At 74.0% G+C, this 19,951-nt stretch carries 17 protein-coding genes and 2 pseudogenes; 6 read left to right on the forward strand and 13 right to left on the reverse strand.

Annotated features, from left to right (window positions below; all coding sequences use genetic code 11):
* The 12 genes and pseudogenes from ACTFTM_RS23395 to ACTFTM_RS23450 form a co-directional block, all read right to left on the reverse strand.
* Window positions 1–1,263: a DNA polymerase IV gene (locus ACTFTM_RS23395; protein WP_449562615.1), complete on the reverse strand. Its 1,263-nt coding sequence runs from the start codon at window positions 1,261–1,263 to the stop codon at window positions 1–3.
* 62 nt (window positions 1,264–1,325) lie between these two features.
* Entirely contained in the window at window positions 1,326–2,585 is a 1,260-nt protein-coding gene (locus tag ACTFTM_RS23400) for an alkaline phosphatase family protein (protein WP_449562616.1), read from the reverse strand.
* Entirely contained in the window at window positions 2,582–3,349 is a 768-nt protein-coding gene (locus ACTFTM_RS23405; protein ID WP_449562617.1) for a methyltransferase domain-containing protein, read from the reverse strand. The genes ACTFTM_RS23400 and ACTFTM_RS23405 overlap by 4 nt, the downstream gene beginning before the upstream one ends.
* A gap of 9 nt (window positions 3,350–3,358) precedes the next feature.
* Window positions 3,359–4,282, reverse strand: a complete 924-nt coding sequence (locus tag ACTFTM_RS23410; protein WP_449562618.1) for a carbohydrate ABC transporter permease — start codon at window positions 4,280–4,282, stop codon at window positions 3,359–3,361.
* Window positions 4,279–4,455 carry a hypothetical protein gene (locus ACTFTM_RS23415; RefSeq protein ID WP_449562619.1) on the reverse strand — a complete coding sequence of 59 codons (177 nt, stop codon included), beginning with the start codon at window positions 4,453–4,455 and terminating at the stop codon, window positions 4,279–4,281. The genes ACTFTM_RS23410 and ACTFTM_RS23415 overlap by 4 nt, the downstream gene beginning before the upstream one ends.
* On the reverse strand, window positions 4,452–5,396 hold the full coding sequence (locus ACTFTM_RS23420; RefSeq protein ID WP_449562620.1) for a carbohydrate ABC transporter permease: 945 nt from the start codon (window positions 5,394–5,396) through the stop codon (window positions 4,452–4,454). Before ACTFTM_RS23420 ends, ACTFTM_RS23415 begins: the two co-directional genes overlap by 4 nt.
* A gap of 6 nt (window positions 5,397–5,402) precedes the next feature.
* Entirely contained in the window at window positions 5,403–6,755 is a 1,353-nt protein-coding gene (locus ACTFTM_RS23425; protein ID WP_449562621.1) for an extracellular solute-binding protein, read from the reverse strand.
* A gap of 81 nt (window positions 6,756–6,836) precedes the next feature.
* A complete protein-coding gene (locus ACTFTM_RS23430) occupies window positions 6,837–10,202 on the reverse strand; it encodes an error-prone DNA polymerase (RefSeq protein ID WP_449562622.1) in 3,366 nt (1,121 codons plus the stop codon).
* A gap of 264 nt (window positions 10,203–10,466) precedes the next feature.
* Window positions 10,467–10,802, reverse strand: a pseudogene (locus ACTFTM_RS23435) (DNA polymerase Y family protein); the annotation flags it as partial.
* A gap of 126 nt (window positions 10,803–10,928) precedes the next feature.
* Window positions 10,929–12,170, reverse strand: a pseudogene (locus tag ACTFTM_RS23440) (DNA polymerase Y family protein); the annotation flags it as partial.
* Window positions 12,167–12,892, reverse strand: a complete 726-nt coding sequence (locus ACTFTM_RS23445) for a hypothetical protein (protein ID WP_449562623.1) — start codon at window positions 12,890–12,892, stop codon at window positions 12,167–12,169. The gene ACTFTM_RS23445 and the pseudogene ACTFTM_RS23440, both read right to left, overlap by 4 nt.
* 96 nt (window positions 12,893–12,988) lie before the next feature.
* Entirely contained in the window at window positions 12,989–13,438 is a 450-nt protein-coding gene (locus tag ACTFTM_RS23450) for an SAV_6107 family HEPN domain-containing protein (RefSeq protein ID WP_234589090.1), read from the reverse strand.
* Window positions 13,439–13,890: 452 nt separating this feature from the next.
* Here ACTFTM_RS23450 and ACTFTM_RS23455 point away from each other — a divergent pair, with 452 nt between their 5' ends.
* The 6 genes from ACTFTM_RS23455 to ACTFTM_RS23480 are packed head-to-tail and all read left to right on the forward strand — an operon-like array spanning window position 13,891 to window position 19,172.
* A complete protein-coding gene (locus ACTFTM_RS23455; protein ID WP_449562624.1) occupies window positions 13,891–14,379 on the forward strand; it encodes a YbaK/EbsC family protein in 489 nt (162 codons plus the stop codon).
* Entirely contained in the window at window positions 14,376–15,146 is a 771-nt protein-coding gene (locus ACTFTM_RS23460) for a monooxygenase (RefSeq protein ID WP_449562625.1), read from the forward strand. Before ACTFTM_RS23455 ends, ACTFTM_RS23460 begins: the two co-directional genes overlap by 4 nt.
* The gene (locus ACTFTM_RS23465; protein ID WP_449562626.1) at window positions 15,143–15,694 is read left to right on the forward strand and encodes a GNAT family N-acetyltransferase; all 552 of its coding nucleotides are present in this window, start codon (window positions 15,143–15,145) and stop codon (window positions 15,692–15,694) included. Before ACTFTM_RS23460 ends, ACTFTM_RS23465 begins: the two co-directional genes overlap by 4 nt.
* Window positions 15,691–16,551, forward strand: coding sequence for a carotenoid biosynthesis protein (locus tag ACTFTM_RS23470; protein WP_449562627.1), 861 nt, complete (start codon window positions 15,691–15,693; stop codon window positions 16,549–16,551). The genes ACTFTM_RS23465 and ACTFTM_RS23470 overlap by 4 nt, the downstream gene beginning before the upstream one ends.
* A complete protein-coding gene (locus tag ACTFTM_RS23475) occupies window positions 16,548–17,672 on the forward strand; it encodes a glycosyltransferase (RefSeq protein ID WP_449562628.1) in 1,125 nt (374 codons plus the stop codon). The genes ACTFTM_RS23470 and ACTFTM_RS23475 overlap by 4 nt, the downstream gene beginning before the upstream one ends.
* Before the next feature lie 12 nt (window positions 17,673–17,684).
* Window positions 17,685–19,172, forward strand: coding sequence for a phytoene desaturase family protein (locus ACTFTM_RS23480; RefSeq protein ID WP_449562629.1), 1,488 nt, complete (start codon window positions 17,685–17,687; stop codon window positions 19,170–19,172).
* Between the two features lie 61 nt (window positions 19,173–19,233).
* Here the strand turns inward: ACTFTM_RS23480 and ACTFTM_RS23485 are convergent, their stop codons facing one another.
* Complete coding sequence (locus ACTFTM_RS23485) at window positions 19,234–19,947, reverse strand: CDP-alcohol phosphatidyltransferase family protein (RefSeq protein ID WP_449562630.1); 714 nt, start codon at window positions 19,945–19,947, stop codon at window positions 19,234–19,236.
* Between the last annotated feature and the right edge of the window lie 4 nt (window positions 19,948–19,951).

Consider the following 19,951-nt stretch of genomic DNA (forward strand, 5'->3'; position numbering starts at 1 on the left):
CTACGGGTGGGGTGGATTTTCCTTTCGATGAGCGTCACGGTCGCCTAACAGACTGGCCGGACCTATGACGGACCGCCCGAATCGGGCAGCGGCGGCGTCGGCGGCAGCTTCCGCCTCCCGCCAACCGCGCTCGGGCGCGCCGAGGGTGAGCTGCCGGGGCGCGCCCTGCGCCGGGGTGAGCCCCTCCACCCGGACACCGACGAGGCGGATCCGCTCAGCCGGGTCCAGCGCGGTGTAGAGCGCCCAGACCGTGTCGAACATCTCCCGGGCCGTGTCGGTGGGTACGCCGAGGGTGCGGGAACGGTTGACGGTACGAAAGTCGGCCAGTCGTACCTTCAGGGTGACCGTACGCCCGACGTGGCCGGCGGCCCGCAGCCGGACGCCGACCTTCGTGCTGAGCGCGAGCAGGGCGCGGCGGATCTCCACCGGGTCGGCCACGTCGGCGTCGAAGGTCACCTCGGCGCCGATCGACTTGTCGACCTGTTCGGGGCTGACCCGGCGCGGGTCGCGCCCCCACGCCAGCTCGTGCAGGTGCGCCGCGGACGCCGCGCCCAGGGCTTTGCGCAGCATGCCCACCGGGGCCTCGGCGAGGTCCCCCACGGTGGCCAGACCGAGCCGGCGCAGCGTTTCGGCGGCCCGCTCCCCCACGCCCCACAGCGCGTCCACGCCAAGCGGGTGCAGGAAGTCGAGGACCTGCCCGGCGGGTACGACGAGCAGGCCGTCGGGCTTGGCCCGGGTGGAGCCGAGCTTGGCCACGAACTTGCTCGGCGCCACCCCGACCGAGCACGTCAGCCCCTGCTCGTCGGCGACCCGCTTGCGGATCAGCCGGGCGATGGTGGACGGCGAGCCGAACAGTTTGCGGGCGCCCGTGACGTCGAGGAACGCCTCGTCGAGGGAGAGCGGCTCGACCAGCGGGGTGACGTCCCGGAAGATCTGCATCACCGCCCGCGAGGCGGCGGAGTACGCGGCGAAGTTCGGCGGAAGGTAGACGGCGTGCGGGCAGAGGGCCCGGGCCCGGGAGGTCGGCATGGCGCTGCGCACGCCGTAGCGGCGAGCCTCGTAGCTGGCCGAGCTGACCACGCCCCGCGAGCCCACGCCACCCACCACGACCGCGCGGCCACGCAGCTCGGGTCGGGCGCGCACCTCCACCGAGGCGAAGAACGCGTCCATGTCGACGTGCAGGATGCCGCTGGCCGAGTCGTCGGCGTCCGGCCCGAAGCGCGGATCATCACCGCCTCGCGGCAACGACTGACTGCGGCCCATCGGTGCAGGCTATCCCCGAGGTACGACACCACCACCGACCGACCGGCCGGACCGTGCCCCGGTCAGCCCCGCACCACCAGCAGCGGCACGGTCAGCTCTGCGGCAGTGTCCGCCCCGTGGTACGCGACCAGCTTCGACGCCATCGGCGGCTCGGTGCGGCTGGCCAGGACGGCGTACGTGTCGTTGCAGGTCACCACCACGTCGCCGATCCGGCCCAGGTGCTCCTCGGCCACCGGTCCGAACCAGCCGGTGGCCACCATCTCCTCCCGGGTACGCACCCGGGCCGCGTCGCCGAGCACCGCCGACCAGGCGGCCACCACGTCGTCCACCGCGCCCGGCTCGGCATGCAGGTAGCGGACCCGGGCCTCGCCGGCCACCACCCGCAGGCCGTCGCGCAGCCGTGGGTCGGTGTCCAGGTCGAAGCGGTGCCCGAGCGGGATGTCGAGCTGCCCGTGGTCGGCGGTCACCAGCAGCGCCGCGTCCGGCGGCAGCCCGTCGACAAGTCGGGCGAGCAGCATGTCCACCTCGGCGGCGGCGCTTCGCCACGGCGCCGAGTCGACGCCGCTGAGGTGCCCGTGCCGGTCGAGGTCGGGGTGGTAGCCGGAGACCAGGGTCGGCCCGTCACCGGCCGACAGCGCGGCCAGCATGGCGGCGGCCACCTGGTCCGCGCCGGCGGCGCCCCGGAAGTCCCCGCCCCGGTTGGCGGCCAGGGTCAACCCGCTGCCGCCGAACTCCGGCCGGCTCACCACCGTCGTCGTCACGCCGGCGGCACGGGCCCGTTGGAGCTGGGTGGGCACCGGCTGCCAGCGCAGCGGCGACGGGTCGGCGGCCCAGTGCGTGTGGGTGAGCACCCGGTCGGTGCCGGGCACCCGCACGGTGAAGCCGAGCACCCCGTGCGCGCCGGGCGCGACGCCGGTGCCCAGCGTCACGAGGCTCGTCGGCGTGGTGGACGGGAAGCCGGCGACGAGCGGCCGACCCACCGTGGCGGCCAGCCCGGCCAGCGTCGGCGCGTACGGCGCGGCGGTCGGCACCTGGTACCAGCCGAGGCCGTCGACGAGCAGGACGGCGATCCGGCGTACCCCGGCCAGGGCGGGTGCCAGTCCGAGCGGGTCGGGCGAGTCGGGCACGCCGAGCACGGCGAGCGCGCTGGGCAGCACGTGGGCAAGCCGTCCGCCGGCCCGGTCGGGCGCGAGGACCGCCAGCGGCGGGTCGACGTCGGCCGCCGGAGGGCCGTCGACCGGCGTACGCCCGTCGGCGGGCAGCAACCGACCGGACGAGCCGGCCGACGAACCCCCGTCGGCGGGCAGGTCGCGACCGGTCATGCCGGTCGGCGGGCGAACAGGTGCAGTTGGGCGGCCAGATCCCGGTAGGGAGGCTGGGCGGCTAGGGCCAGTTCGAGCTGGACCAGGGCCGCGGGCTGCCCGTCGGAGACCGTGGCGGGCAGCAGGTCGGCGAGCACGCGTACCCCGTGGATGTCCTCGACCTCCAGCCCTGCGGCGGTGAGCAGCGCGACGGCCTCGGGTGCGTCGTAACGGCGGCGCAGGGTGTCGCGCGGCCCGGCGCTGCCGGCCGGATCGGCGGCCAGCGTGGCCGCGACGTCCAGGTGCCCGTTCATGGCCCGGCCCAGCACGGCGGCGGCCCGACCGGCCACCAGCACGCTGGCCGCGCCGCCGGGGCGCAGAGCGGTGGCCAGCGCGGCGACCACCGGCGTCGGGTCGTCGACGACCTCCAGGACGGCGTGGCAGAGCACCAGGTCGACCCCGGCCGGCTCGACCAGCCCGGCGAGGGCGTCGCCGTCGCCCTGCACGGCGACGACCCGGTCGGCGACCCCGGCCTCGGCGGCCCGTCGGGTGAGGGCGGCGAGGGCGTCGGGGCTCGCGTCGACGACGGTGACACGGTGGCCGGCCCGGGCCAGCGGGACGGCGAAACCGCCGGTGCCGCCGCCGATGTCCAGCACGGTCAGCTCGGCGTCGCCACGCCGGTCCAGCTCGGCGCGCAGCACCGACCAGATCACGGCGGTACGGGGGCTCAGCGGCGGCGCGGCGAACCGGCCTCGGGTCTGCTCCACCCGGTCGAGCCTAGTCACCCGGTCCAGTCAGCCCTTGCGGCCGGTCGTGGCGATGCCCTCGACGAAGTGTCGCTGGGCCAGGAAGAACAGAATGATCATCGGAATGGTCGCCAGGACGCTGCCGGCGAGGACGATCTCCCACTGCTGCTCGCCGCCGTAACCGAACCGGTCCAGCACGACCTTCAGCCCGCGCGGCAGGGTGTAGAGCTGCTCGTTGCGCAGGTAGATGAGCGGCTTGAGCAGGTCGGTCCAGCTGGCCTTGAACTCGAAGACGAAGGCGACCAGCAGCGCCGGACGGATCAGCGGGAAGGCCATCTTCCAGAACAGTTGCGGATAGCTCGCACCGTCCACGCGGGCCGCCTCGAAGTACTCCCGGGGCAGCGAGAGCAGGAACTGCCGCAGCAGGAAGATGTAGAACGCCGAGCCGAAGAGATTGCCCGCCCAGAGCGGCACCTGGGTGTCGGTCAGGCCCAGCTTCGACCAGATGAGGTACGTCGGGATCATGGTGACCGCGAACGGCAGCATCATCGTCGCCAGCACCAACCCGAAGAGCAGGTTGCGGCCGGGGAACCGGAAGTAGGCGAAGCCGAAGGCCACCCAGGCGCTGGAGAGCGTCACCGCCGCGGCGGCGGCCACACCGACCACCACGCTGTTGCCGAACCAGGTCAGCAGCGGCACGGCCCGCCACGCCTCGGCGTAGTTCTCCGGGGCGAACGGGGTGGGCAGGAAGCCGGGCGCGAAGACGTACTCCCGGGGGCGCAGCGAGGCGCTGACCAGCCACACGAACGGCAGCATGAAGATGATCGCGGCGCCGACCAGCGCCGCGACGAACAGCACCCGGTGCCAGAGGGGCCTGCGGGCCTCCTCGGCCGGGGGGCGGCGCGCCGCCGCCCGGGCCGGCTCGATGCCGGGTACCGGTGCGGCGGCGCTGCGTTCGACCGCGGTGGTCACGACAGCTCACCGGCTGCGGGATCGTCCTCCGCCCGGGACCGTCGGGCGTTGGCCACCGGCCCGTCGGTGACCTGGTACTCGCGCGGCTCAAGGTGCTGCCCGGGCACCCAGCCCGCGCCGAGTCGGGTCCGTCGCGCGTTGGCCACGCCGTTGTGGCCCATCATGCCGCTCACGTGTCGTCTCCTTCGTAGTACACGAACCGATTGCTGAGTTTCACCTGCACCAGCGTGATCACCAATATGATCACGAACAGCAGCCAGGCCATCGCCGAGGCGAAGCCCATGTGCAGGAACTGGAACGCCTCCTGGAACAGGTGGATGACGTAGAAGCTGGCCGCGTCGCTGTTGAACCGGGTCTGCGTCTCCCGGTTGCCGAAGTACATGGTGTAGACCTCGGTGAACATCTGCAGCGACGCGATGGTGTTGACGATCAGGGTGAAGAACAGCGAGCCGGAGATCATCGGCAGGGTGACCGAGCGGAACCGCGCCCAGGCGCCCGCGCCGTCGATGGCCGCCGCCTCGTAGAGGTCACGGGGCACGTTCTGCAACGCGGCCAGGTAGATGATGACGGTGGAGCCGAGACTCCACAGACTCATCAGGATGATCCCGGGCATCACCCAGTGCGGGTCGGTGGTCCAACTCGGACCGTCGATCCCGACCAGGCCGAGCGCCCGGTTGATCAGGCCGTCCTGGGTGTTGAGCAGCAGCAGGAACAGGATGCCGACGGCCACGGCCGGGGTCATCACGGGCAGGTAGAACACGGTCCGGAAGAAGCCCTGCAACCGGCCCACCCGCTTGAGCAGCAACGCCAGGCCGAGCGAGATGATCATCACCAGCGGTACGTGCAGCGCCGTGTAGTAGACCGTGTTGCCGAGGCTCCGGGCCACCGCCGGGTCGCTCATCAGCTCCCGGTAGTTGTCCAGGCCGGTGTACTCCGGTGGGTTGATCACGTCGTACTCGGTGAAGCTCAACCACAGGCTGGCGACCATCGGGCCGGCGTAGAAGATCAGGAAACCGGCGATCCACGGCGCCAGGAAGAGGTACGCCCAGCGGGCCTCCCGCCGGGCCAGCGACGTACGACGCCGGCCCGGGGCGGGAGCGGTGACGGTGGCCATCGTGGGCTACTTCGCGGCCTTGTCGAGCGCCGCCGTGGCCTCCTGCTGGGCCCGCTGCAACGCCTGGGCTGGCTGCGCCTGACCGGCGAGCACCCGGTTGACCGCGTCGTAGTACGCCTTGTCGAACTCCGCGCCGGCCGGTGACGCGGGCATCGCGAACGCGGCGTCCTGCACCGACCGGATGGTGGCCACCGCGTCGTCGAACCGCTTGTTGCCGGTCGGCTGGTACAGCTCGTCGAAGATCTTCTTGTCGGCCTCGGCGTTGCCGGTGTAGACGCCGGTGAACGGCTGACCGGCGGCCTTGCGGGCGTCCGACCGGGCCTTCGCGGCGGCCATCCAGGTGTCGGTGGCGGTCATCTGCTTGACGAACGCGCACGCGGCGTCGGGGTTCTTCGCGCCCTTGGTGATCACCCACGCCTGGCCGGAGGACTGGGTCAGTGGCGTGCCCTGCCGGTCGGTGAACGGCTTGACCACGAGTTCGGCGTCCGGGCTGTTCTTGGCGGCCTGGTTGAGGAACCACTCCTCCATGGGCCACGCCACGATCTGGTTCTTGGACAGCGGGTTCTGCGCGCCGAAGAAGTCGAACGTGTCCCGGAAGGACTTGAACTTGCCCCACCCGCCCTGCTGCTGGATCAGGGCGACGCCGGTCGTCAGCGCCTCGACCACCTTGGGGTCGTCCAGCTTCGCGGTACGGCCGTCGGCGGAGAGCATGTCGACCCCGTTGGCCTTGGCCCACATCGGCAGGAACTCGGGGACCTTCGGGTCGATGCCGATGCGCGACAGTCGCCCACCGGAGACCGCGCTCAGCCGGGCGTTGAGCGCGGGCAGCGCGCCCCAGTCCGCCAGGTTCACCTGGTCGGCGGTCAGGCCGGCCTTCTTGAGCAGCCCCTCGTTGAGGTACACCACCCGCACGGTGGAGAACTCGGGGATGCCGTACACCGTGCCGTCGAGGGTGACCTGCGCGCGAGCGGCCGACCGGTACTGGTCCAGGTCGACGTCCTGCTTCGTGACGCAGTCGGTCAGCGGCTGGATCGAGCCGCGCTTGGCGTACGTGCCGATCAGCTTGCGGTCCATGTAGACCAGGTCCGGCGGGTTGCCCGAGGCGACCGCGGAGAGGAACTGCTGCTCGTCGAAGGCACCCTCGGTGATCTTCAAGTCGACGTCGGGATGGTCCCGCTTGAACGCGTCCACCCGGGTGGTGGCGATCTCGTCGGAGAGGCCGAAGCCCATGGTGCTGAGCACGCCCGTGGTGGCGGTGCCACCCTTGTCGTCACCGCCGCCGCCGCCGACTCCCCCGCAACCGGCGAGCGCCAGGGTGAGGACCCCGGCGAAGGCGGTCGCCCGCAGTTTCCGTGACATGAGACCCTCCCCGGACCGGCGCGGGCCACCATGCCCGCGACCTGCACTTCTCCTCAGCCGGAGGTCTTAAACGTCAGTCGTTCAGCGGAAGTCGCGGGAGGCGGGACTGACCGGCGGCTCAATGGCGTCCAGCCGGTCGGCGACCAGGTTGGTCACCCCCTCGTGGCGTTGCAGTCGCCCCCGGACCACCAGCGCGGCGCTGGTGCGGGCCACCCGCCGGTAGCGCTGCCACAGCCCCGGTGAGCAGGTGACGTTCAACATGCCGGTCTCGTCCTCCAGGTTGAGGAAGGTCACCCCACCGGCGGTCGCCGGACGCTGGCGGTGGGTGACGATGCCGCCCACCCGGATCCGCTGGCCCGGCTCCACCCGACCGAGCCGGGCGATCGGCACCGCGCCGAGCACGTCGAGCTGCCCCCGGATGAACCGGGCCGGGTGGCTCTCCGGCGACAACCCGGTGGCCCACACGTCGGCGACCAACCGATCCACGGCCTCCATGCCGGGCAGCATGGGCGCCGCCGCGCCGGTCACCGTGCCGGGTAGCCGACCCGGTCGGTCCTGGGCCGCCGCGCCGGCGGCCCACAGCGCCTCCCGCCGGGTCAGGCCGAAACAGGCGAAGGCGTCCGCGGTGGCCAGCGCCTCCAGCTGCGCCGCGGTCAGGCCGACCCGCCGGGCCAGATCCGGCATGTCACGGTACGCCCCACCGGCCGTCCGCTCGGCCTCGATCCGCTCGGCCACATCCGACCCGAGGGTACGGACGCTGGACAGCCCCAGCCGGACGGCCGGACCACCCAGCCCCCAGGCGTGCGGCGGCTCACCAGGCTCGCTGCCCCAACGGGTGTCCGGGGTGGACTCAAGCACCGCCAGGGCCCCGCTGGCGTTGATGTCCGGACGGCGGACCTCCACCCCGTGCCGGCGGGCGTCGTCGACCAGGGTCTGCGGTGAGTAGAAGCCCATCGGCTGGGCGTTGAGCAGCGCCGCGAGGAACGGGGCCGGGTGGTAGCGCTTGAGCCACGAGCTGGCGTACACCAGGTAGGCGAAGCTCATCGCGTGGCTCTCCGGGAAGCCGTAGCTGGCGAACGCGGTGAGCTTGCGGTAGACGTCGTCGGCCAGCTCGCCGGTGATGCCCCGCTCGGCCATGCCGGCGTAGAGCCGGTCGGCGATGCGGTTCATCCGCTCGATCGAGCGTTTCGCGCCCATCGCCCGGCGCAACTGGTCGGCCTCGGCCGCGTCGAAACCGGCCAGGTCGATGGCGAGCTGCATCAACTGCTCCTGGAACAGCGGCACCCCCAGGGTCTTCTCCAGCGCGTTGCGCATCAACGGATGCGCGTACGTCACCGGCTCCTGGCCGTTCTTGCGCCGGATGAACGGGTGCACCGAACCGCCCTGGATCGGGCCGGGACGGATCAGCGCCACCTCGACCACCAGGTCGTAGAACTCGCGGGGCTTGAGCCTCGGCAGGGTGGCCATCTGGGCGCGGCTCTCCACCTGGAACACTCCGACCGAGTCGGCCCGGCAGAGCATGTCGTAGACCTCGGGATCGTCAAGCGTCATGTCGCCGAGGTCCAGCCGGGACCCGATCATGTCGTAGCCGTAGTGCAGCGCGGAGAGCATGCCCAGGCCGAGCAGGTCGAACTTCACCAGGCCCACGGCGGCGCAGTCGTCCTTGTCCCACTGCAGGACGCTGCGCCCGGGCATCCGCCCCCACTCCACCGGGCAGACCTCGATCACCGGCCGGTCGCAGATCACCATGCCGCCGGAGTGGATACCCAGGTGCCGGGGGAACGTCTGGAGCTCGTTGGCGTACTCCACCACCTGCTCCGGGATGCCCTCGACGTCGACCGTGGCGACCGAGCCCCACCTGTCGATCTGCTTGCTCCAGGCGTCCTGCTGACCGGGTGAGAAGCCGAACGCCTTGGCCACGTCCCGCACCGCCGACCGGGGCCGGTAGGAGATGACGTTGGCGACCTGCGCGGCGTGCTCCCGGCCGTAGCGGGTGTAGACGTGCTGAATCACCTCCTCCCGCCGGTCGGACTCGATGTCCACGTCGATGTCCGGCGGACCGTCCCGCTCCGGGGCGAGGAACCGCTCGAAGAGCAGCCGGTGCCGGACGGCGTCCACGTTGGTGATCCGCAGCGCGTAACAGACCGCCGAGTTGGCCGCCGAACCCCGCCCCTGGCAGTAGATGTCCTGCTCGCGGCAGAACGTGACGATGTCGTAGACCACCAGGAAGTAACCGGGGAACCCCAACTCCTCGATCATGTTCAGCTCGTGGTCGAGCTGCGCGTACGCCGCCGGGTGCGCCTGCGGCGGTCCGTACCGCTCGTGCGCCCCGTCGGCGGTCAGCTTGCGCAGCCAGCTCATCTCGGTGTGCCCCGGCGGCACCGGGTACGCCGGCAACTGCGGCGCGACGAGCTGGAGGTCGAAGGCCAGCTCGGCGCCGAACTCGGCGGCCCGCGCCACCGCGCCCGGGTACGCGGCGAACCGTGCCGCCATCTCCGCGCCGCTGCGCAGGTGGGCGGTGGCCGCCGCGGGCAACCAACCGTCGATCTCGTCCAGGCTGCGCCGGGCCCGTACCGCGGCGACCGTGGTGGCCAACCGCCGCCGGCCCGGGCTGGCGTAGTGCACGTTGTTGCTGGCCACCGTCGGCAGCCCGGCCGCGGCGGCCAACTCGGCGAGCGCGTCGTTACGGTCGGCGTCGACGGGATGGCCGTGGTCGGTCAACTCCACCGCCACCGTCTCCGCGCCGAAGAGCGCGGTCAACCGGTCCAGTTCGCGGGCCGCCGCGTCCACCCCCTCGGTGAGCAGCGCCCCCGGCACGTGCCCCTTGCGACAGCCGGTCAGCACCAGCACGTGGTCCTTCAGCTCGGCGGCGACCTCCTCCAGGTCTCCGTAGACCGGGCGGCCCTTCTCCCCGCCCCGCAACTGGGCGCGGGCGATGGTGGTGGCCAGCCGGGCGTACCCCTCATGACCGTGCGCCAGCACCAGCAGGTGCGCGCCGTGCGGGTCGGGTTCGCCGTTCTGCGGACCGGGCAGCCCGAGGGACAGCTCCGCGCCGAAGATGGTCGGCAGGTCCAGCGTGCGGGCCGCCTCGGCGAAGCGGACCACCCCGTAGAAGCCGTCGTGGTCGGTGACGGCCAACGCGGTGAGCCCCAGCCGGGCGGCCTCCTCGGCCAGCTCCTCCGGGTGGCTGGCGCCGTCGAGGAAACTGAAGTTGGTGTGCGCGTGCAGCTCCGCGTAGGGCACCACGCCGTCGGGACGGGTCAGCTGCGGCGGCTCGTACCGTTCGCGGTGGCGACTCCAGGCCGGCGAGTCACCACCGTCGGCGTCCACGGCGAGCGGATCCACCACGTGCAGGTGCCGTTCGGCGCGCGGCCGCCCGCCGCCGGCCCGGCCGGAGAGCACGCTCTCCAGCTCCGACCAGGGCATTTTCGGGTTGTGAAAGCTCATCCACCCGCTCCGACCACTCCGACCGCGCTGGTGGCGCGACCGTCCACCCTGCGGCTGGTCGGTCGCGTCGACGACGAACACGACGGCGGTCGCCCCGCCGGCGGCGAGAGGTGCGATGAGCGTGATGACTCACAGGCATCAAGATGCCTGTGAGTCATCACGCTCATCAGGACATCCGCCGCCCGGCCGGTGCCGCACCCCGCTCGGTCAGTGCGGCACCCGCCCACACCAGATCCGCCGACGCCGGGCAAGGGCCGACCGGATTCAGTCATAGATGGCCTCCACCAGCCACTGCCCGGCCTCGACGGCGAGCAGCAGAGCAGCGCCGTCGGCGAGGCTGACCTGGAACCGGGCCCGGCGGCGAGCCTCGGCCGGAGCCCACCAGCGCTCGTCCACCGGCCACGGCCCGGCCCACCCCACGATCTCCGCCGGCCGGCCGGTGCCGACCACCAGCCGCGCCGGGGCGGCGCTCACCGCCAACCGCGCGCTGATCACCACCGGCTCGCCGGCGGCGTCGTGCACGGTCGCGGCGAGCGGGCTGGGCAGCACCACGGCGGGCGCGGGCGGCGGCAGCCGGCCCGGCCACGGCGGGATGCCCCCACCCCGACCGGTCGCCAGACCAGCACCGCCACCGCCAGCACCACCGCCACCGCCAGCACCACCGCCACCGCCACCGCCGGCACCGTCGCTACCGGCACCGGCACCGGCACTGCCCGCGCCGGCAACGGCCGGTGGGCCGGGTCGGGCCGGGAGCCGCTCGTCGCCCCACGGTACGAGTCGCACCTGGTCGGCCGGGGAACGCCCACCACCGAGCACCGCCGTGACCACCGCTTCCGGGCCGAGGATGCCCTGTACGCGGCTCAATGCCCGGTGCGCCCGCTCCCGCTCCTCGCCGGTCTCCCCCCAGAGGCCGGCCTGCAGGCCGGCCTGGGCGATCACCCCGTCCGGGATCAGTCGTAGCCGGATGATGCCGGACGTCGGGCGGGCCGGGCGGGCGCCGGCGCGACCGTTGCTGCCGGAGAGCCAGCCGTCGAGCTGCCAGCGCACCCGATCGGCGATGGCGGAGGCGGTGAGCAGACCGTCGTGCCGCCACACCCGGTGCAGCTCCTGCCCGTGCTCGGTGACCGCCTCGATGCCGAGCCGGGTGCAGGCCAGCCCGTGCCCGGCAAGCCGGTCGTGCAACTGCTCGGCCAGGGCACGGCCGGCGAACGCCGCCGCGTCGACCCGGTCGATCGGCTCGTCGTACCCGGCGGTCACCGTCAGGTCGGCCGGTGGCTGCCGGACGGCGAGGGGGCGGTGGTCCCGGCCGGCGGCCAGCCGGTGGGCCAGCGCGCCGTCGAACCCGAAGCGGGCCAGCACGTCGCCGGCCGGCAGCGCGGCGAAGTCACCGAGGGTCCGCACCCCCAGGCGACGCAGCAGGTCGGCCAGCGCGGACCGGCCGAGCGCCTCGACCGGCATCCCGGCCAGGAACTCCGGCGTCCCACCCGACGCCACCACCCGGCCGGCGCGAGCGGCCAGCCCCGCGGCGAACACCCCGTCGGCGATGCCCACCTGGCTCTCCACCAGACACGACTGGGCGACGTGCTCGATGAGCCGTTCGGCGGCCGCCTCCTCACCGCCGAGGTAGCGACTCGGGCCCCGGGCGGCAACCGCACAGGCGCCCGGCCGGACCACCTCGACGCCGGCCACCAGTTCCTCCAGCGCGGCGACCACCGGCTCGAACGCCCGGGCGTCCCGGCCGGAGTCGTAGTCCACGACGGTGAGCTGCGGGCAACGACCCTGCGCCTCCCGCCTGCGCAGCCCTCGGCGTACGCCCTCGGCGCGGGCCCGCTCGGAGCAGGCGACCACCCGGTTGGCGTGCAGTACGGCGACCGGGCCGGTGGCTGGTATCCCGTCGACGATCTCGGCGGCGAGCACCGGCCAGTCCGGGCACCACAGCAGCATGGTCCGGGTCGGCGAGCCGGTCACCCCGACCCGACCAGGGCGAGCGGTACGGACGGTCGGCCCACGGTCGACCGCACCGTCCGGGGAATGACACGGGTGAGCTCGGCGCCGGGAAGCCAGACCTTGATCTCCTTGGGGCGGGCGGCTGCTCCCCGCCCACGCGCCGACACGGTGACCTCCCGGCGGCGCAGCCGGCCCCGACCCTGACCGAGCCCTTCCCAGACCCCGCGGACCACCTGCAGCGTCACGTCCGCACCGTCCCACCGGCCGTACGGGACGAGCACGCTGCCGCGCTGCCGGGCCCGGGCGGCCAGCCGGGTGGCGACCGAGGCGGAGACCGCGGCCGGTACGGCGGTGACCACGACGTCCACCCCGTCGATCAGCGCGGCGACCACGGTGGCCCATTCCGGGCCCGGGTTCGGCACCAGGGCGAGCCGGTCCAGGGAGATGCCCAGCTCGGCTGCCGCGCCCGCGCCGAACGTCGGCACTCCGACCACCGCACACCACGAGCCGGCCCGGGACGCCTCGGCCAGCAGCGCGAGCACCAGCGAGGTGCCCCCACTGTGGCGGGGCTGACCGGCGGCGACGGCGATCGTGCTGCCCCGGCGTAGACCCCGGTTGGGCAACAGCCCGGTCAGCTCGGGCGTCACCGGTAGCACGCGGTGGCCACCCACCGGATCGGGCGCGCTCGCCGGGCGTACCAGATCGGCCAGCGCGGCGGAACCGACCACCATGCGGCCCGCCATTGGACCAACCCCCCGTCGTTGCTGTGGAACAGATCAGGCCGCACCGTGACGCCAGCCGCCCGGCTTCCCTTCCAGGCGGCCGGCGTCACGGCTGTCTCACGCCGCGAGGCCGTCCAGGGCTGGTTGGTGTGCCACGCCGAGCGCGGTCTCCACCACCGTGACGAACTGTTCGGCGGCGCGGAGCAGGTCATCGGCCTCCCGGGCGCTGACCACCCGGGGGATGCCGGCCTCGGCGGCGGCTCGCTTGCTGGCGCCGGCGGCGAAGAAGCGGGCCCACTCGTCGAGCTCGGGGGCGACGGCGCAGAGCAGGACCCAGACGCTGGTGATCCGGTTGCGCCGGCTCGGGGCGGGACGGGCCCGGGCGGCGAGCAGGGCGGCCGCCGCGCGCAGCGCCGCCAGGTGGGCGGCCGCGTAGCGCAGGCCGTCGGGTCGGGTCTGGCCGGCCTCGACCAGCCCACGGCGGGCCAGGGTGAGGAGCTGGGCAGGGGTGCGGTGCGGCAGCACGTGCGCCGGCACCGTCGGTGCCTGAGCCGGGTTGGTCGGCATGGACTGTCTCCTCCACATGGCCGGGGCGTCGGCCGGGGCAGTGGTGCCACCGACAAGACGCCGAGGTCGGGTGGTGCGGAGGAAGACGCACCGGGGGTGGCCGGCCGGGTGTGGATGCTTCCCCACACCACACCCGGCCGGCGTACCGGCGGGTTCGTCGCCCGCCGCCCGGGGGTCGTGGGCGGCGGGCGACGCTCCTGCCTGATGGGACCGGGCTCGCGACTGCCCGGAAACCCAGGTGCGGCCCGCGGAGCCGCACCGGCCGGAACTGGCGCCGCGAAACACCGCGCTCCGGCTGGTTGGAACGAGCGTACGAGGCAATCGAACACTCGTTCTAACTACTGCTGACAGTACACCTCCCCTCCGACGAAAATGCAACGTGTGACGCGCCAGGACTCGCCGTGACGTGTGCCGGGGTGAACCGGCGCACACGAACCGGGAAGAATGGCGGAATGCAGCCACACCCGAACGTACGGGCGGTGCAGGACGCGCTGGACGGGGCCGGCGCGCTCGACGACGCCGGTCAGCCCAGCACGGTCCGCCTCCTGCCCGACGCGGTGCACACCGCGGCAGCCGCCGCCGAGGCGCTCGGCGTCGAGGTGGGCCAGATCGCCAACTCGCTGATCTTCGACGCGGATGACGCGCCGCTGCTCGTGCTCACCTCCGGCGCGCACCGGGTGGACACCGCCGGTCTGGCCGCGTCCATCGGCGTCAACCGGCTGCGCCGGGCCACCCCGGAGTTCGTCCGCGAGCACACCGGGCAGCCGATCGGCGGGGTCGCCCCGCTCGGTCACCCACGGACGCTGCGCACCCTGGTGGACACGGCGCTGGCGGCGTACCCGCAGATCTGGGCCGCGGGTGGCGTACCGCAGGCGGTCTTCCCGACCACCTACGCCGAACTGCTGCGCGTCACCGCCGGCACCCCGGCCGAGGTGGCGTGAGCGAGCCGAGCGAGCGAACCAGCCGGCACAGCAGCGCCGTACCGGAGCTGGTCACCCTGCACGTGTGGCGGATCGCCCGGAGCGCGCTGCCCCGGGCGCTGACCCGGATGGCGATGGATCCGCGTCGGCTGCGCGCCCTGCCGGGCGTCCGGTTCGGCAAACTGCTGGGCACCGGGACGGGCACCGGCTTCGGCCCGGGTGACGCCGACCTCACCAGGTGGGCGGCGCTGACCGTCTGGGACTCCCCCGCCGCGGCCGCCGGTTTCGACGACTCGTCGGTCGGGCGGGCCTGGGGACGCATCGCCCAGGCCCAGGCCCGGGTCGACCTGCGTCCGTTGAGCAGCCGTGGCGAGTGGTCCGGCCAGCGGCCGTTCGGCGAACCGCCGGGCGGGCGGGTGGCCGGGCCGGTGCTGGCGTTGACGCGGGCCCGGCTGCGGGCACGTCGGGCGGCCACCTTCTGGCGGGCGATCCCGCCGGTGGCCGCGGCCCTGCACGACGCGCCGGGGCTGCTCGCCCGGTTCGGCGTGGGTGAGGCCCCGTTGGGATGGCAGGGCACGGTCAGCGTGTGGCGCGACCCGACGGACCTCGTGGCGTTCGCGTACCGTCACCCGGAGCATCGGGCGGCGATCATGCGGACCCCCACCGCGGGCTGGTACGCCGAGGAACTGTTCGCCCGGTTCGAGGTACGCGACGTCCTCGGCGACCGGACGGTCCTCGGGTGGGTCGCCGACGGCGACCAGGCGACAGTGAAGGATGGACGGGCATGAGGTTGGTGCGCTGGACGCCGGACGATCTCGTCCGACGACTGGACGATGTGGTTGCCGTCTACGGCGAGGCGATGGGGTACCGCACCGACCTGTTGGAGGCTCGGCGCGGCTACATCGCCACCCACGTCCGCCGGCCGGGGTTCCGGGCCGTGGCCAGCCTGACCAGCGAGGGCCACCTCGCCGGCTTCGGGTACGGCTATCTGGGCGGCGCCGGCCAGTGGTGGCACGACCAGGTGCACCGGGCGCTGGACGGCCCGACCCGCAAGCGCTGGCTCACCCACTGCTTCGAGGTGGTCGAGCTGCACGTCCGCCCGCCCGCGCAGGGGCACGGCCTGGGCGCCGGCCAGTTGCGGGCGCTGCTCACGATGGCCGAGGGCGACACCACGCTGCTGTCCACCCCGGAGGCCGAGGAGCAGACCTCGCGGGCCTGGCGACTGTACCGGCGCTTCGGTTTCGTCGACGTGCTGCGCGACTTCCACTTCCCGGGTGACGAGCGGCCGTTCGGCGTACTCGGTCGGGACCTGCCGCTCGAGCCCCCGGCGTCATGACCAGGCGGATCTCCTGGACGCTGCTCGGCGTCCTGGTGCTCGCCCAGATCTGCTACCCGCTCACCACCGGCGCCACCCGGGCCGGGTTGACCGTGGCCACCGTCGTGCTCGGCTGGCTGCTCTCGGTCGGCCACGCGCTGCTCAGTCGGGGACCCCGGGTGGCGGCGGCGCTGGTCGCGGTGGCCACCGGCGGTGGATTCGCGATCGAGGCGATCGGGGTGGCCACCGGTGTGCCGTTCGGCAGCTACGACTACTCGGGCGAGCTGGGTCCCAAGCTGGCCGGAGTGCCGTTGATCATTCCGTTGGCGTGGACCTGGATGGCCTGGCCGGCCTGGCTGGCCGCGGTCCGCCTGACCGGCGGCGACAGCGCCCCGACCGGCGACGGCAGGGGCTCGACCGCCGGACGGTGGGTGGGCAGGATCGCGTTGGCCGCGGTGGGACTGGCGGCCTGGGACCTCTTCCTCGACCCGCAGATGGTCGCCGAGGGCTACTGGGTCTGGCGCGACGCCACCCCCGCGCTGCCCGGCCTGACCGGCATCCCGGTCAGCAACTACCTGGGCTGGCTGCTCTTCGCGGTGCTGCTGGTGAGCGCGCTGCGCCCGCTGGCCGGTCCGACCGCCGAGCGCACCGACCGGCGGGACCATCCGATGGTCGCGCTCTACCTGTGGACGTACTTCTCCAGCATCCTGGCCCACGCTGTCTTCCTGGACCTGCCCGCCTCGGCGCTCTGGGGCGCCGCCGGCATGGCGGTCACCGCCGTGCCGCTGACGGTGACGCTGCTGCGCGCCCGCCGGGCCGGCGCGACCCGCCACGAGGAGCACCGGCCGGACCGCACCGGCGTCGACGCGACCCGATGACCGTCCTGGCCGCCCTGCTGGTCGCCGTCGCCGCGCTGACCGCGCACACCTGGGTCAACGCCACCCACTGGCTGCGCCGGCCCACCGACGTACCGGACGAGGTCGACGAGCCGGTGGCCGTGCTGCTGCCGCTGCGCGACGAGGCCACCCGGGTCACGCCGTGCCTGCGCGCCCTGCTCGCCCAGCGCGGCGTACCCGGGCTGCGGATCGTGGTCCTCGACGACGGCTCCACCGACGGCACCGCCGACGTGGTCCGCGCGGTGGCCGGGGACGATCCCCGGGTCACCGTGCTCACCGGGGTCGCCCCGCCACCGGGCTGGCTGGGCAAGCCGCACGCCTGCTGGCAGCTCGCCACCCGGGCCGACCCGGACGCCACCGCGCTGGTCTTCGTCGACGCGGACGTGGTGCTCGCCCCCCACGCCGTGGCGGCGGCCGTCACCGAGCTGCGCGCCGCCCGGGTGACACTGCTGTCGCCGTACCCCCGGATCGTGGTGGCGACGGCGGCCGACCGGCTGGTCCAGCCGTTGTTGCAGTGGCTCTGGCTGACCTTCCTGCCGCTGCGGGCGATGGAGCGCTCGCCGCGGCCGTCGCTGGCCGCGGCGGGCGGGCAGTTCCTGGTGGTGGACCGGGCCGGCTACACCGCCGCCGGCGGGCATGCCGCGGTCGCCGACAAGATCCTGGAGGACGTCGAGCTGGCCCGCGCGGTCAAGCGGGCCGGCGGGCGGATCGCCCTGGCCGACGGCTCGCGGCTGGCCACCTGCCGGATGTACGACGACTGGCCGCAACTGCGCGACGGGTACTCGAAGTCGCTGTGGGCGTCGTTCGGGCACCCGGGCGCGGCGGCGGCCGTGGTGGCGGCGCTGCTGCTGCTCTACACCGCCCCACCGCTGGTCGCGCTGGGGTTCGCCTGGACAGCTCCCCGGGTGTCGATGGTTGCGCTCATCGCATACCTGCTGGGGGTCACCGGGCGGGCCCTCACCGCCCGGGCGACCGGTGGCCGGTGGTGGCCCGACGCGCTCGCACACCCCGTGTCGGTCGTGGTCCTCGGTTGGCTGACCCTGCGGTCGTACCATCTGCGGAAGCGACGCCGCCTCACCTGGCGGGGCCGTCCGGTCAGCTAGGGAGGGCACGGCATGGCGCGGATCGTGGTCGTCGGCGCCGGGGTGGGTGGCCTCGCCACCGCCGCCCGGCTGGCCGCCACCGGACACCAGGTGACCGTCTTCGAGGCCGCCGACACGGTCGGCGGCAAGCTCGGCCGGTACGCGCACGACACCCCCGCCGGGACGTTCCACTTCGACACCGGGCCGAGCCTGCTCACCCTCCCCGAGGTGTTCCACGACCTGTTCGAGGCGACCGGGGCGAAGCTCGACGAGTACCTGGACCTGGTCCCGCTGGACCCGATCGTCCGGCACGTCTTTCCCGGCGGCGGCCCGGCCCTGGACTCGTGCGCCGACCCGGCGGAGCTCGCCGCGCGGATCGGGGCCGCCCTCGGTGACCGGGCGGCCGCCGACTGGCAGCGGTTGTGGCGCCGGGCCGCGCGGGTGTGGGAGGCGTCGTCGCGGGACATCCTGCGCCGTACCGTCGACTCCCCCCGTGACCTGGCCTCGCTGGCCTGGCGGCTGGGCGACCTGGCCGCCATCGCGCCGGGCCGCACCCTGCGCGGCCTGGGCCGCCGGCACCTCTCCGACCCCCGGCTGCGGATGCTGCTGGACCGGTACGCCACCTACACCGGCGCGGACCCACGCCGGGCGCCGGCGGCGCTGGTCGCGGTCCCCTACGCCGAGTTGGCCTTCGGCGGCTGGTACCTGCGCGGCGGGCTGGGCACGCTCGCCGACGCGCTGTTGACCCGCTGCCTGGACCTGGGCGTGGTCGTGCAGACCGACACCCGGGTCACCCGGATCGACGCGACCGGCGGCCGGGTGCACGGGGTACGCCTCGCGGGCGTCGCCGCGCCGGTGCCCGCCGACGTGGTGGTGGCCAACACCGACGCCCTCACCGTCTACCGGGACCTGCTGCCGCACCCGCGCCGGCTGGCCGGACTGACCGACCGCAGCCTCGCCGGTTTCGTGCTGCTGCTCGGCGTCTCCGGCAGCACCGGGCTGGCCCACCACAACGTCTTCTTCCCGGGCGACTACGACGCCGAGTTCGACGCCGTCTTCGGCGACCCCGGTCGGGGCGTACGGGCCCGGCCGGCGGCCGACCCCACGGTGTTCGTCACCGTGGCCGACGACCCGATGGTCCGCCCGGCCGGCCACGAGGCGTGGTTCGTGCTGGTCAACGCCGCCCGGCAGGGCACCGCGGCGGGCGCGGTCGACTGGCGACGCCCCGGGCTGGCCGACGCGTACGCCGACCGCATCCTGGACGTCCTGGCCGAGCGTGGCGTGGACGTCCGGGACCGGCTGCTGTTCCGCGAGGTGCGCACCCCGGCCGACCTGGACGCCGCGACCGGAGCGCCGGGCGGCGCGATCTACGGCACCGCCGGCGGTCTGCTCCGCCCGGCCAACCGGGGCCCGGCGCACGGACTGTGGCTGGTGGGCGGCTCCAGCCACCCCGGCGGCGGACTGCCGATGGTGACCCTCTCCGCGCAGATCGTCGCCGAGGAGATCGGTCCCGCCTGGTAGGCCCGGTCGCTCAGCCGGCGTGGTCGCTCAGCCGGCGTGGTCGCTCAGCCGGCGTGGTCGCTCAGCCGGCGTCGAGGAGCGCGCGGCGGACGGTGGACAGCAGCTGTCCCAGCCCGAAGCCGGCGAGCAGCACCCACACGGCGGTCGCCATGGTGATGGTGCCGGCGGCCAGGTCCGGCTCGATCAGACCGGCCAGCCCCGCGACCACCAGACCCGCCAGCGCGACCGAGACCCGGGTGGGTCGCTCGCCGACGGTCACCGCGCCGATCTCGCGCATCCCGGCGGACACCGCGCGGGCTCGCACGTACTCGTGCAGCCAGGACAGCGCCCCGGCCGCGACGACCAGCCCGCCCGGCGCGCCGACCAGCCAGAACGCCAGCAGCCACGCCACCTCGCCGAGCCGGTCGGCCAGCGAGTCGTAGACGTAGCCGAGCCGGGTGGTGCGGGCGGTGGCGACCGCCACGGCGCCGTCCACACTGTCGGCCACGGCGGCGAGCAGCACGAACAACGCGCCGAGAAACGGGCCGTCGCCCGGCCGGGTCGCCAGCAACGGTACGCAGAAGCAGAGCAGCACCCCGACCACGGTGACCGGGGTGGGGCCGACCCGCAGCCGGCCCAGCACGTACCCGACGTGGTAGGCGAACCGCAGCCAGGCGCGCACCACCGGCGCGGCGACCCGCGGGTCGAACCCGCCGTGCAGCCGCGCCCACGCCGTGGCGTACTGGTCCCAGTTCAGCTGTGTGCCCACCTGGGGATCAACCGTCGTGCCGGGCATCAGG

It is taken from the genome of Micromonospora sp. RB23 (genome assembly GCF_053585025.1).

Bases quoted from the DNA above. Each gene is read 5' to 3' on its own strand.
- ACTFTM_RS23400 (WP_449562616.1), bottom strand. From the start codon at position 2,585: ATGACCGGTCGCGACCTGCCCGCCGACGGGGGTTCGTCGGCCGGCTCG.
- ACTFTM_RS23450 (WP_234589090.1), bottom strand. From the start codon at position 13,438: ATGCCGACCAACCCGGCTCAGGCACCGACGGTGCCGGCGCACGTGCTG.
- ACTFTM_RS23475 (WP_449562628.1), top strand. From the start codon at position 16,548: ATGACCGTCCTGGCCGCCCTGCTGGTCGCCGTCGCCGCGCTGACCGCG.
- ACTFTM_RS23455 (WP_449562624.1), top strand. From the start codon at position 13,891: ATGCAGCCACACCCGAACGTACGGGCGGTGCAGGACGCGCTGGACGGG.
- ACTFTM_RS23395 (WP_449562615.1), bottom strand. From the start codon at position 1,263: ATGGGCCGCAGTCAGTCGTTGCCGCGAGGCGGTGATGATCCGCGCTTC.
- ACTFTM_RS23485 (WP_449562630.1), bottom strand. From the start codon at position 19,947: ATGCCCGGCACGACGGTTGATCCCCAGGTGGGCACACAGCTGAACTGG.
- ACTFTM_RS23425 (WP_449562621.1), bottom strand. From the start codon at position 6,755: ATGTCACGGAAACTGCGGGCGACCGCCTTCGCCGGGGTCCTCACCCTG.
- ACTFTM_RS23445 (WP_449562623.1), bottom strand. From the start codon at position 12,892: ATGGCGGGCCGCATGGTGGTCGGTTCCGCCGCGCTGGCCGATCTGGTA.
- ACTFTM_RS23480 (WP_449562629.1), top strand. From the start codon at position 17,685: ATGGCGCGGATCGTGGTCGTCGGCGCCGGGGTGGGTGGCCTCGCCACC.
- ACTFTM_RS23420 (WP_449562620.1), bottom strand. From the start codon at position 5,396: ATGGCCACCGTCACCGCTCCCGCCCCGGGCCGGCGTCGTACGTCGCTG.
- ACTFTM_RS23430 (WP_449562622.1), bottom strand. From the start codon at position 10,202: ATGAGCTTTCACAACCCGAAAATGCCCTGGTCGGAGCTGGAGAGCGTG.
- ACTFTM_RS23470 (WP_449562627.1), top strand. From the start codon at position 15,691: ATGACCAGGCGGATCTCCTGGACGCTGCTCGGCGTCCTGGTGCTCGCC.
- ACTFTM_RS23465 (WP_449562626.1), top strand. From the start codon at position 15,143: ATGAGGTTGGTGCGCTGGACGCCGGACGATCTCGTCCGACGACTGGAC.